10 protein-coding genes are annotated in these 12,428 nt (G+C 34.3%); 6 read left to right on the forward strand and 4 right to left on the reverse strand.

Translation table 11 applies throughout. The features are described from left to right. Positions 1-42: 42 nt before the first annotated feature. Positions 43-1,455 (forward strand): MocR-like pyridoxine biosynthesis transcription factor PdxR, encoded by a 1,413-nt coding sequence (gene pdxR, locus BLP44_RS12690; protein WP_091133406.1) that lies wholly within the window; start codon positions 43-45, stop codon positions 1,453-1,455. An 89-nt stretch (positions 1,456-1,544) separates the two neighbouring features. On the opposite strand, the gene BLP44_RS12695 is transcribed toward pdxR, so the two are convergent. Further along, positions 1,545-1,808 (reverse strand): DUF2024 family protein, encoded by a 264-nt coding sequence (locus tag BLP44_RS12695; RefSeq protein WP_008468331.1) that lies wholly within the window; start codon positions 1,806-1,808, stop codon positions 1,545-1,547. Positions 1,809-1,966: 158 nt separating this feature from the next. Between BLP44_RS12695 and BLP44_RS12700 the strand changes: the two genes are divergently transcribed. Beyond that, positions 1,967-2,698, forward strand: a complete 732-nt coding sequence (locus tag BLP44_RS12700; protein ID WP_091133408.1) for a YggS family pyridoxal phosphate-dependent enzyme — start codon at positions 1,967-1,969, stop codon at positions 2,696-2,698. A gap of 30 nt (positions 2,699-2,728) precedes the next feature. Continuing rightward, positions 2,729-3,442, forward strand: coding sequence for an AAA family ATPase (locus BLP44_RS12705; protein ID WP_091133410.1), 714 nt, complete (start codon positions 2,729-2,731; stop codon positions 3,440-3,442). A gap of 349 nt (positions 3,443-3,791) precedes the next feature. Here BLP44_RS12705 and BLP44_RS12710 read toward each other — a convergent pair whose 3' ends face one another. Further along, complete coding sequence (locus BLP44_RS12710; RefSeq protein WP_091133412.1) at positions 3,792-5,234, reverse strand: glycosyltransferase family 2 protein; 1,443 nt, start codon at positions 5,232-5,234, stop codon at positions 3,792-3,794. A 532-nt stretch (positions 5,235-5,766) separates the two neighbouring features. Here BLP44_RS12710 and BLP44_RS12715 point away from each other — a divergent pair. Further along, complete coding sequence (locus tag BLP44_RS12715) at positions 5,767-6,213, forward strand: response regulator (protein WP_066033882.1); 447 nt, start codon at positions 5,767-5,769, stop codon at positions 6,211-6,213. Between the two features lie 12 nt (positions 6,214-6,225). Next, positions 6,226-10,245, forward strand: a complete 4,020-nt coding sequence (locus BLP44_RS12720; RefSeq protein WP_091133414.1) for a PAS domain S-box protein — start codon at positions 6,226-6,228, stop codon at positions 10,243-10,245. Positions 10,246-10,358: 113 nt separating this feature from the next. Here BLP44_RS12720 and BLP44_RS12725 read toward each other — a convergent pair whose 3' ends face one another. After that, positions 10,359-10,775, reverse strand: a complete 417-nt coding sequence (locus BLP44_RS12725; protein ID WP_008468325.1) for a lipocalin family protein — start codon at positions 10,773-10,775, stop codon at positions 10,359-10,361. A gap of 113 nt (positions 10,776-10,888) precedes the next feature. Further along, on the reverse strand, positions 10,889-11,830 hold the full coding sequence (locus BLP44_RS12730; protein ID WP_139159202.1) for a hypothetical protein: 942 nt from the start codon (positions 11,828-11,830) through the stop codon (positions 10,889-10,891). 378 nt (positions 11,831-12,208) lie between these two features. Between BLP44_RS12730 and BLP44_RS12735 the strand changes: the two genes are divergently transcribed. Then, positions 12,209-12,400 carry a hypothetical protein gene (locus tag BLP44_RS12735; protein ID WP_091133418.1) on the forward strand — a complete coding sequence of 64 codons (192 nt, stop codon included), beginning with the start codon at positions 12,209-12,211 and terminating at the stop codon, positions 12,398-12,400. Positions 12,401-12,428 lie beyond the last annotated feature (28 nt).

Below are 12,428 nucleotides of genomic sequence, written 5' to 3' on the forward strand. Positions count from 1 at the left end.
GACTAGCAAAATATATTTATTTACCAAACAAAAACAGTCCAGATGCTTCGACCGTGGCCATTAGAAATTCAGCTTGATAAAAAATCAGATAAAGCCATTTACCTGCAAATTGCCGACGCTGTAATAGATGCCATAAAAACTGGAAAATTGGTAAGTGGCAATGCATTACCAGGAAGCAGACAACTCGCCGAATTATTGAAAGTAAACCGAAACACAGTTGTAGAAGCTTTAGACGTTTTAATTGCCGAAGGCTGGCTCATAACAATCGACCGAAAAGGAACTTTTGTAACGCAGTCACTTCCGCAAATCAATCATGATGCAGAAAACAAAAAAGACCAAAAAATTAAAATAGAGGAATCCAAAAGTTTTTTAGTTTTTGATGACGGACTTCCCGATAGCCGGCTTGCACCAATGAATGATCTGGCAAGAGCGTATCGCGAATTGTTTAGCCGAAAATCGCGCTGGCAAATTATGGGTTACAGCAGCGAATTGGGAAATTTGGAGTTTAGAAAATCGATTGCTCAAATGCTGAATTTTAAACGTGGTATGAGTATTTCTTACGATCAAATCTGCATTACGCGCGGAAGCCAGATGGCGATGTATCTTGCCTCGCATTGCATTTTAAAATCAGGCGATTTTGTTTTGGTCGAAAATCCGGGGTACAAACCTGCTTGGGAAGCTTTTGAAAATGCAGGCGCAACATTACTTCCCGTAAATGTAAACTCAGACGGATTGGATATCGATCAAGTAGAAAAATATCTTGAAAAACATTCAGGCATAAAAGCAATTTACGTTACACCTCATCATCAATTTCCGACCACGGTAACGCTTTCTTTAAAAAAGAGATTAAAACTGATTGGACTTTCTAATCAATATAATTTTACAATTATTGAAGACGATTACGATAATGAATTTCATTTTGGACAGCGCCCAATACTTCCGATTTCCAGTTATTCGGTTTTGAAAAACTATATTTACATTGGCACTTTCAGCAAAATTGTTGCTCCTGCGCTTCGTATTGGATATCTGGCGAGTTCTCATGAAAACATTCAGAAAATCGGAAACCATAGAAAAATAATAGATGTTCAGGGCGATAATATTATGGAAGAGGCGATTTTGAACCTCATCAATGAAGGGAAAATAAAGCGTCATCTCAAAAAAGCCAATTTGGTTTACAAAAACAAAAGAGATTATTTTGAAAGTCTGCTAAATCAATATCTGAAAGATAAAATCACCTTTACAAAACCTGAAGGCGGGCTTGCATTTTGGATTGTTCCAAAAGAAGAAATTGATGTTCTTGAAGTTTTTGAAAAGCTAAAATCGCAAGGCATTCAGATTATGAGCCCAAACCGATTTAGTTTTGATGAGACTATCAAAGGTTTTCGTCTAGGATATGCTTCACTCTCAGAAAAACAAATGGAGGAAGGAATAAGCGTACTTTCAAAATTGCTATAAAAAGCCCTTCGACTTCGCTCAGGGTGACATGAAGATTGTCTGGCTGAGCGGAGTCGAAGCCTTTCTAGTTATCAGTCTTGCAAATTAATTTAATTGCAATTCTCCATTTCAATAATAGAAAACCCATTTGCCCGAATCTGATTTTCAACTTCAATCGGCGCTTTATCAATGTGACAGAAACGGCATTCTTTAGAAGATAAAGTCTGTCCTTCTTGCGCTACACTTTTTAGATATTTTTTACCGTATTCATATACCTGTTCTGCATCATTAACATTTTCATCTACCAAAATATCAAAGTGCATAATTTTTCCGTCTTTGCGGGTTACATAAGTATCCCAAACTGCTATTTTCATTTTTTTAAAGGTGCTAAGATTCTAAGTTACTAAGATTCTAAGTTTTTTTTTCTATGCAAATTTATATTGGTTTTCGTAGTGTCAAATCATCCAGTTTTTTCATTTTTTGAAATATACTGGTCCAGCAGAATTTTGCTGTTTAGGCATAGTTTTGCAATATGGAAAACGAAATTATTTTTAATTTAACTAAAGTGCGCCAGCGTATCGAAAATGCCTGCAAAATTGCCGGCAGAAACACTGCTGATGTTCAGCTTTTATTGGCAACTAAAACGGTTCCAGCTGAAAAAATTCGAATCGCAATTGAAGCTGGAGAAACTTTAATGGGCGAAAACAAAATGCAGGAATTGAGGGATAAAAATGATGTTTTGAAAAATCTTCCTGTTGAACGTCATTTTATTGGACATCTTCAAACCAATAAAATAAAAGATGTCTTGAAATATGTGACTTGCATTCAATCTCTAGATCGAATAAATCTGGCTGATGAATTGCACAAACAACTTCAAAACCAAAACAGAAAATTAGATGTTTTTGTGCAAGTCAATACATCTTACGAAGAAAGCAAATTTGGTCTAGCTCCAGAAGAAGTTTTGTCTTTCATTAAAAAAATAAAAACTTACGATACATTAAATATAAAAGGTCTCATGACTATTGGTTTGCTTGATGTTGAAAAAGAAAAAATGATTCCGTCACTCCGGCTTTTAAGAACTATTCGGGATGAAATTTATTCGGAAGGAATTGACGATTTGCAAAATCTAAAACTTTCGATGGGAATGTCTCAGGATTTGGAACTTGCTATCGCGGAAGGTTCGAATATGGTTCGAATTGGCACTTCGATATTCGGAAACCGCTTTTTAGGAAAAGAAATCTGGAACGAAAACATTGCAGAATAAAACTTAATTTTGAAGCAAATAAATGAGCAGATGAACCTGAATGATCTTACTGTAATTGATAATGAAAAAATTGCTTTAGACGATTTATTTTTTAGTGATGAGAATAAAGCTGCATTGCTTCAGATTATCAAAGAGCATCAATATATCGAAGAACTAAAAAAGTACAATCTTAAAGTTGATAATAAAATTTTATTGCACGGAAGTTCTGGCTGTGGTAAAACGACAACAGCAAAAGCGATTGCCAATACGTTAGGCAAAAACATTATTATTGTAAACCTCAGCACTGTTGTCGATTCTAGAATTGGTGAAACTTCTAAAAATTTAAAAGCCATTTTTGATAAAGCCATTAGAGAAAGAGCGGTTTTATTTTTAGACGAATTTGATCAGATCGGAAAAAGCCGTGACAGCGATGATAAAGACGTAGGCGAAATGAGGCGTTTGGTCAATACCATTATTCAGCTTTTTGATTATTTCCCTTCTGATAGTTTACTGATTTGTGCTACCAATCATTATGAGATAATTGACAGTGCTTTATTGCGCAGATTTCAGCTTCGTTTGAAATATGAAATGCCTTCAGAAAAACAGCTCGATATTTATTATGATAAAATTTTAAGCAGTTTTCCAAAACATTTTCAAAACATCGAAAGACGTTATGCCATTTCGTATGCTGAGGCTTTAGATTATATTAATACTACTATGAAAAAGCAGATTATTGCTGCTTTGGATTCAAATAAAAACATATAAAATTCGACATAATTTCACGTTTAATTATTTGTTCCGTAGGAACATTTCATCGCTAGAATTAGATTGACATCATTGTTTTACGTTCCTTAGGAACGTTTGATTGTCATGCATTTTTTACCGACGAGACGTTCCTAGAGGAACGGGGTTCACTGGTTACCTTTTTTTACCGATCAAACGTTCCTATGGAACGTGTAACCACAATCCACATTTTAATTCTACCGATGAAATGTTCCTAGCGGAACGTGGGTTGTAATGGTTATCTTTTTTTAAATCAAAAAACCCGCTGTAAATGCTCACAACGGGTAATTCTCTTGGGTGGAGTTTTATAATAGAATGAAAGTGTACTTGTTTATAAGCCTCTTGTCAACCAGCCTTTTTTGTTGGCTGTTGCAATAGCATAAGGCCCTATCCAGAATAAACTGAAAGTGTAAAAAACACTATATGAATATGCCCAGAATGATTCTGAAAGCGTGTATCTTTTTGCATAAAATACCATAGAAAATGTTGAAAACATTAAAATGGCTACCAATGTTGAACTTAAAAATAATACTGGGTGAACCGCAATAAAGTAAAACATAAATAATATAAAAGGATACGTCATTGCAATTTTAAAAAACTGGTTTAAGAATAACATTCTCGCGCCAAATTTTGATCCTTTTCTAAAATCTGTAAAAACATATTTTGCCATCATTAGGTTTTCACGAACGTTGCTTCTTGCCCATCTTATGAACATTTTATACAGACCTTTGTATTCTTCAGGAACATTCGTCAATACAACGGCATTTCTTTGAAATTTAACTTCAAAACCTTGTTTCAAAATCATATTAGTCAAAGCACGGTCTTCTCCAATATCTGAAGGTTCGCCCATAAAAGTTTGGTTGATCCATTCTGGGAGACAGTTGAAAACGGCATCTCTTCTATACGCTGCCAAAGCTCCCGGCGTACATAACACAGATCCCAACTCGCTTTCTGCAGAACGCTGAAATTCAAAACTCATTACGAAACTTACATTTAGCATTTTTGGCAAAATTGCTTTTTTGTTGTTCAAAACCTGAACGTTTCCTGCAACTGCACCACATTTTTTGTTTACCACAAACGGACTCACCAAGTTTCTTAAAGTATCTTTTTTTACAATAGAATCGCTGTCTACGGTAACAAATATTTCTCCTGTTCCTAATTTAAATCCTCTGTATAATGCCTGACGTTTCCCTTGATTTTTTGGCTGCTGGAAAATTGTAACGCGATCTCCCAATTTTGCTTTTGCTTCTTGCATCCAGTACCAAGTATCATCTTTACTTCCATCATCAATTGCTAAAAGCTGTAGTTTTTCTGCTGGATAATCGCTGTCTGCAAGACTTAATAGAGTATCCCAAACTAATTTTCCTTCGTTATATGCCGGAACGATAATCGTACAGATTGGCAATAAATCATCTGATACAGAAGGAATTGCTTTATATCTTAAATACAAGTAAGAGCTGTACAAGAAAACTCCTGCTTGATAGAAAAACAAAATGGTAGTGATTACTAAAAATGGCAATCCCCAAGTCGAAGCAATTCTTTCAAAATGAAATTGCTCAAAATCGTCTTGTAAAAGAAATACTGAAACTAATCCAGCAATTAATAATAAAAATGTTGCAACAAGAACCGCTAATCCAAAAGGGCTCGTTGGACGTTCTACATGCACTTTTGTTCTTTCGTTGGTTCTGAAAAAAGAACCGTTTAATGTTTTTTCGCTGATTGCTGAACTGCCGTTCGCATAAAATTGTTCTGAGATAATTGTTTCGCTTTTCATGCTTATACTCCTTTTTTAATTTCCTTAATTTGGCTTTTAGTAAAATCTTTTCTTTTCTCATTTATTGGTGGCTCTTATTCGAGAAACAATAAAAAAACAAACGCATCAAAGATTTTGACATAAACACTTTTTACAAGTGACGTGCCAATACGATTTTAAACTGATAAAGAGCTATTTAGAAAAAGAAGTTCAAAAAAGAGTGTATAATTATTTCACACTTTTTGGATACGGTACACACTAAAATTGGAAAATTATGAATACTGAAAGCGAGATTTCAAAGGGTTTCTCAGCGATTTTCCTATTCGTATTTAGAAAGAAACGAAATCTCAAAACTGTTTTTTCTCGCGAAAAATTGATAAGAATTAATAAAACGCCATTTTAAAAATAAAATTGTTTGAGAGAAAGAAAATAGATTCTAAAACAGCTTTTTTTAGGTCTTTGAAAAACATTCTTCATAAAAAATCAGGAAATCTTATCGAAAAAAGTTAAATTTATCCGAACAAACTTAACCCTAAATTAAGGAGACTACAAAATGAGTAAGGAGCATTACCATCTTTTACTGGCTGACGATGACGAAGACGACTGCCTTTTCTTTAAAGAAGCTCTCGATGAAATAGCTGTCAGCAATGATCTTTTAATGGTTCACGATGGCGTACAATTAATGGATTATTTAAAAAATAATATTGTAAATCTTCCAGAAGTTGTTTTTTTGGATCTTAATATGCCCCGAAAAAATGGCTTGGAATGTTTGGATGAAATAAAAAATGACGAAAAACTAAAAAATCTGCCCATCATTATTTTCTCTACTTCACTGGATAGTGAGATAGTAAATAGACTATATCAACAAGGTGCTTCTTATTATATCAGGAAACCTGGAGAATTTTCTAAACTGAAATCTGTTATAAATAAAGCCCTTACCATTGCATCTGAAAACAATTTCACACAGCCTGAAAGAGCTAATTTCATACTGCAACCCTAACTCTATTTGGAAATGAGCCATAAAAAAAAGGAACATTATTTCCTTTCCGAAGGAGGAGAAATGGGAGAATTAATTCGTTCCGCAAATTGGAGCCAAACTCCTTTGGGTGATCCCGAAAAATGGCCTCAGAGTCTTAAAACCATGACTGCGATGATGTTAGGCAATCCGTTTGGAATGTACATTGCTTGGGGGAAAAATTATATTCAATTATATAATGATGCTTTTCGTCCTATTCTTGGCGCTTCAAAACATCCGGATGCGTTGGGCGGAAGCTCTAAAGATACATTTGCCGAAATCTGGGACACCATTGGTCCTATGTTTGCCAATGTTATGCAGGGACAAGCAGTAAGTTTTCCTGATTTTAAAGTTTCGCTTCATCGAAATGGCTATACAGAAGATTGTTATTTTGATTTTTCGTATAGTCCCATAAAAATAGAAGACGGTTCTATTGGCGGAATCTTGGTTACCGTTATCGAAACTACCGAAAAGAAAATTGTTGCAGATGCTTTACAGGAAAGTAATGCACGATTTATCAATAATATTATGCAGGCTCCTGTCGCAATGTGCATTTTTAGAGGTAAAAATCATATAGTTGAAATCGCCAACGAACAAATGCTGCAGCTTTGGGGCACAAAAGCAGAAAATGTAATTAATAAACCTATTTTTGAAGTTCTGCCAGGATTAAAAAAACAAGGCTTTGATGAAATTCTTCATAACGTTTTTACAGACGGAAAAAAAATTACCACAGACGAATTATTTGTCCAATTAAATCGAAACGGACAAACTGAGAACACTTATATCAATTTTGTTTACGAAGCCTTAAGAGAAACCGACGGAACTATTTCTGGTGTAGCCGCAATTGCTACAGAAGTTACAGCTCAAGTTTTGGCTCGTACGAAAATAGAAGAAAGCGAGCAAAAAATAAGGCAGCTGGTTGAAAATACCCCTTTTCCGATTGCGGTTTATGTAGGCGAGGAAATGCGCATTGAACTGGCAAATGACTCCATCATTAAAGTTTGGGGAAAAGGTCCCGATGTAATTGGAAAAACATACACCGAAATTCTTCCTGAATTAAAAGATGAGCCCATTTTTAAACAAGTCGAAATGGTGTATAAAACAGGAATACCTTTTCATTCCAAAAATTCAAAAATTAATCTTATTGTAGACAACGTTGTAAAAACTTCTTATTTTGATTACAGCTTTACGCCACTTTATGACAACTATGGAAATGTATATGGCGTAATGAATACCGGGGTTGAAATAACTGATTTATATTTAGCCAAACAAAAAATAGAGGAAAGCGACAAGCGTTTCCGCGATACTGTAAGGCAAGCTCCTGTTGGCATTACGATTCTTCGCGGCCCAGAATATGTAGTCGAAATGGCAAACGAAGCTTATCTCAAACTTGTTGATCGAGAGGAACAAACTTTTGTCGGAAGACCACTGTACGATTCTTTACCAGAAGTAAAAGAAACCGTTAGCACTTTATTAGACAGTGTTTTAAATACAGGAATTCCGTATCACGGAATTGAAGTTCCTGTACCTTTAAACCGATATGGAAAAATAGAAACCTCTTATTTTGATTTTCTTTACCATCCATTAAAAGAAGAAAATGGGAACATTTCTGGAATTTTAGTAACGGCTACTGAAGTCACTGAAAAAGTAGAAGCTAGAAAAAAAATTGAATTAAATGAGGAACGCCTCAAAATTGTAGTGGAAGCCAGCGAATTGGGGACATGGGAATTGAATGTTAAAACCAGAATACCTTCTTATTCGCAAAGATACCTTGAAATTCTTGGAGGTTACACGGAAGAAGTGGCATTAACTCACGAAGAATTATTAGCCCATCTTCATCCTGATGATTTACACATTAGAAATAAAGGCTTTAAGGAAGCTTTAAGTACAGGTTTCTTAAATTATGAAGTCCGTGTAATTTGGAAAGACCAATCAATACACTGGATTGAAGGAAAAGGAAAAGTTTTTTATGATGAAAACCATGATCCTCAAAAACTCATTGGAACAATTCGAGATATTACAGAAGAAAAAAAATACCAGCAGAAGATTGAAGAAAGCGAAAAGAAACTTCGCAATCTTATTATGCAGTCGCCCGTTCCAAAAGCCATTTTGCGAGGAAATGATTTTGTAATCGAAATGGCCAATTTTGTACTTTTGAATAATATCTGGAAAAAAGAAGAAACTGAAGTTCAAGGAAAAAAAATACTAGAAATATTTCCAGAGCTGAAAAAACAAAAATATGCTGATTTATTAAAGAAAGTTTACGAATCTGGAAATGTATATTCGGAATCAGAATCATTATTATTTTTTGAAAATGAAAAAAGCGGCAACCCATTTTATGTAGATTTTGAATTTGCACCGCTCCGCGAAAGTGATAATTCGATTTCTGGAATTAGAATGACGCTTATTGATGTTACGGAGAAAGTTGAAGCGAGAAAGAAAATCGAAGAAAGCGAGAAGAGATTCCGACTGCTTACCGAAAGTATTCCGCAATTAATCTGGGAAACCGATGCCGATGGAAATGCCCTTTTCACTTCGGGAAGATGGCTTGAATATACTGGCATTGAACCAGGAGTTGAAGGGTCATGGCAGAAAATGATTCATCCAGATGACTTTGATGAAAATATAAAAATTTGGCAGCATGCGCTTGCAACGGGAGAAATGTACCGCTGTGATGTAAGAATGCGAAGAAAAGATGGTTCGTACAGATGGCATACCGTTATCGGCGAACCAGTTTTTGGACCTGACAATAAAATTGTAAAATGGGTGGGAGCCTTTACCGATATTCATACCGAAAAAGCTTTTACGCACGAACTTGAACAGCAGGTTACGGCCAGAACAAGAGAATTAATCCAAATTAACGAGTCGCTTCGAAAAAGTGAAGAACGTTACCATTTAATGGTTGAAGAAGTTCAAGAATATTCAATACTCTACTTGAATCCAAATGGCATTGTGGAGAATTGGAATGTTGGAGCTGAAAAGATTAAAGGCTACAAGGCAGAGGAAATTATCGGAAAATATTTTGCTGTTTTTTATACCAATGAAGATCAGAAGAATAAATTGCCCGAGAAACTTTTGGAGTTGGCTCGCGAAAAAGGAAAAGTAATTCATGAAGGCTGGCGTACGCGTAAAGACGGAAGTTTATTCTGGGCAAGCGTAGTTATTACAGCTGTGCATAATAAAAAAGGTGACGTTATCGGTTTTTCAAAAGTTACGCATGACTTAACCGAAAAGAAAAAAGCCGATGATAAATTAAAAATGAATGCACTCGAACTAGAGCAGAAAAATAATGAGCTGGAAGAAATGAACAAAGAACTCCAGTCGTTTGCTTATATCTCAAGTCATGATTTACAGGAACCGCTCAGAAAAATACAGACTTTTGCGTCTCAGATTATTGAAAAAGAAGCCGAACATTTAACAGAAAACGGAAAAGATAAATTCAAAAGAATGCAGAACGCAGCACAGCGAATGCAGACCTTAATTAATGATTTATTGGCTTATTCAAGAACAAATGCCCAAGAACGTATTTTCATAAAAACAGATCTTGCCCAAATTATAAATGAAGTAAAGGAAGATTTAACCGAAGAACTAGAGCAAAAAAGTGCCGTAATTGAAATTGAAGACAGCGTTGAAGTTAATATCATTCCGTTTCAGTTCAAGCAGTTGTTATATAACCTCATCAGTAATTCATTAAAATTTTCAAATCCTGATATTCCAATTGTAATAAAAATTAAAAGCAAAATTGCATTAGGAAAAGATTTAGAAAATGAAAAACTGATTCCCGCTAAAAAATATTGTCACATTGAAGTTTCAGATAACGGTATTGGTTTTGAAGCCCAGTACAACAAAAAAATATTCGAAGTTTTCCAGCGCCTTCATGGAAGAGACCGATACAACGGAACTGGAATAGGATTAGCTATTGTAAAAAAAATTATTGAAAACCACAACGGAATCATCACGGCTTCGGGTATTCAAAATAAAGGAGCTTCTTTTGATATTTATATTCCTGTAGAATAAGATTTTTTAAATTCTAAATTCCATATTTCAATTCATAAAAAAAACGGAAACTGCAAATAAGCGGTTTCCGTTTTTCCATTTCAAAGGAAATTGAAATTATCTCAAAACAAATTTTATCTAGTATAAACAGTAATTATACCTGTTGTTTTGTCTTTAATTTTTAACTCTTTGTTGGTAAGATTCATGATATCGCTAGTAGAACTTACATTTCCAACAGTAATAGTCAAATCATTATGGGATCTTACATAAGTACCAGTAGTTTCTGTTAAAGCACAATTACTTCCATCATAATCTCCAATAACTGCAGCATTACTTAATTTTAACTCTAAATAATCTCCAGGACATCCACTTTGGTTTTGTGGAGCATCTACTAAAACTTCTTGACCGTTAACAATTGTTCCTGTTTTGCTTAGATTATACTTCCCTTGGATAGGAACTATTGTTTCTCCTTCATTATCGTCGTTACTACAAGAGGTTACGAACATTCCCGCGCTTAAGGCTAATACGAATAATATTTTTCTGCTTTTCATGATTTGTTTGTTTTTTATTAATTTAATTCAATAATGCTAAATTAAAAGTATATACTTACAAAAAATTTCATGATTCTGCGAATATTTTACATAAATCGCATTTTCGCTAGATTTTACTTTTTCACATATTTATTCAAAATATATCTAGTTACAGGTCTTAAAGGACTATTATTCTCGGGATGTCTTCCATGTCCATTGAAGAAATCTATTCCATTTGCCGTTTTGCCATACCAGACAATTGCTTCTCCATTTGTATTAAAAAATGGTGTTGTATCGCATACTTTTATTTTTTTTAAGTCAAAAACAGTTTTGTCAAAAGGTTCTACAATATTAAAACTTCCCAGACCATTTACTTCCAAATCACAGCTTACTTTTTCGTAGTGATCATTTGACCATTGCATGCATTGTTTTTGAAAGAAAGCAAAATAAATCATTATCACTAATCCAGCAGAGAAAGCTGTAACTACTGCATATATTATCATCCTAGATTTTGTTGGTTTTCCTGTCGCAACAAAAGTTGCAATAGGGATTGGTGCTATTTCAGATTCTAGAGATTGAGTTTGCTCTACTTCTTCGACTTTTAGACTATCGTCCTCTTCTATTTTATCAATTAAGGTATTAAATGAAGTTTCTTTCTTAGGTGGCGGTGTAGTATCTCTTAATTCTTCTATTAATTTCTTTTCTTCTATACTAAGTTGTTTCCTGTACTCATTAAAAGGTCTTGGTTGAAGATCAACCAATATTGCTGCCAATTGAATGGTATCTTCAGCAGGATTCTCTGTTTTACCTAAAAAAAATCTCTTAACCGCTTCTAATTTGTTCAGTTCGTCTTCTCCAAATAAATTTTTCTTGTTCCTATCAAATGGAAAATCAAAAAAAGATTTAAAGGCAATTAAGTCATCTTGATTATTATTTGTATCAAATCTTTTGACGCACAAATTTCTAAGATTTGCTGCTGTAGGAGAATTTAAATTATTTGAATATTCTCCATTTTTTTCCTCTTCATACTTTGCTTTAATAGCGTTTTTATAATCTTCAAAAGTAATGGTTTGCATAGGCATTTGGACTTTTTAAAACTTTTCTAAAATACTTTCCTCGACTTTTTATGACTTTCTGGAACTTATCCCGACTTTAAGAAAATATATTCGACTTTCCTGACTTTACGCTCCTTACAGCCCTAAACCCAACATAACTTTGCCTCAACAAAATTAGTTATCGCTTTGATCTGCAGGTCAAAAGCAAATGTACAAAACTAGTTCATGTACCAAGTGCGGAAAACCGTAAGATGGATTTTATCCGGGAAGTATAGATGAAAATCTTACGGTTCTACACACTTCACTTCCCAAACAAATTTGGCATTGCTGTCATTAAAAAACAATCAGGAAAAACTCCAGACAGCAATCCTCATGTCTAATTTTTAATCCATAAAAAAAATGAAAACTTTATATTTATTGGGAGCGTGCGCGCTGTTGTCAACTACATTATTTTCTTGTACTGCTGATGAATTTGAAACAGAAAGTAAAAAAACTGAGGTAAAAAAGGAAGTAACTCTGCCAGAAGGACAAGCAAGTGAACCAGATGGTCCTGGCGATGATCCAATTGTGGTTCCTCCACCAAAAAAATAATCCATAAAATAGTACATATCTATTTTAT

Origin of the sequence: Flavobacterium anhuiense (genome assembly GCF_900101855.1) — a bacterium.
Classification (GTDB): Bacteria; Bacteroidota; Bacteroidia; order Flavobacteriales; family Flavobacteriaceae; genus Flavobacterium; species Flavobacterium anhuiense.

Coding starts and splice junctions, on each gene's coding strand:
- pdxR (WP_091133406.1), top strand. CDS start 43: ATGCTTCGACCGTGGCCATTAGAAATTCAGCTTGATAAAAAATCAGAT.
- BLP44_RS12695 (WP_008468331.1), bottom strand. CDS start 1,808: ATGAAAATAGCAGTTTGGGATACTTATGTAACCCGCAAAGACGGAAAA.
- BLP44_RS12700 (WP_091133408.1), top strand. CDS start 1,967: ATGGAAAACGAAATTATTTTTAATTTAACTAAAGTGCGCCAGCGTATC.
- BLP44_RS12705 (WP_091133410.1), top strand. CDS start 2,729: ATGAACCTGAATGATCTTACTGTAATTGATAATGAAAAAATTGCTTTA.
- BLP44_RS12710 (WP_091133412.1), bottom strand. CDS start 5,234: ATGAAAAGCGAAACAATTATCTCAGAACAATTTTATGCGAACGGCAGT.
- BLP44_RS12715 (WP_066033882.1), top strand. CDS start 5,767: ATGAGTAAGGAGCATTACCATCTTTTACTGGCTGACGATGACGAAGAC.
- BLP44_RS12720 (WP_091133414.1), top strand. CDS start 6,226: ATGAGCCATAAAAAAAAGGAACATTATTTCCTTTCCGAAGGAGGAGAA.
- BLP44_RS12725 (WP_008468325.1), bottom strand. CDS start 10,775: ATGAAAAGCAGAAAAATATTATTCGTATTAGCCTTAAGCGCGGGAATG.
- BLP44_RS12730 (WP_139159202.1), bottom strand. CDS start 11,830: ATGCAAACCATTACTTTTGAAGATTATAAAAACGCTATTAAAGCAAAG.
- BLP44_RS12735 (WP_091133418.1), top strand. CDS start 12,209: ATGAAAACTTTATATTTATTGGGAGCGTGCGCGCTGTTGTCAACTACA.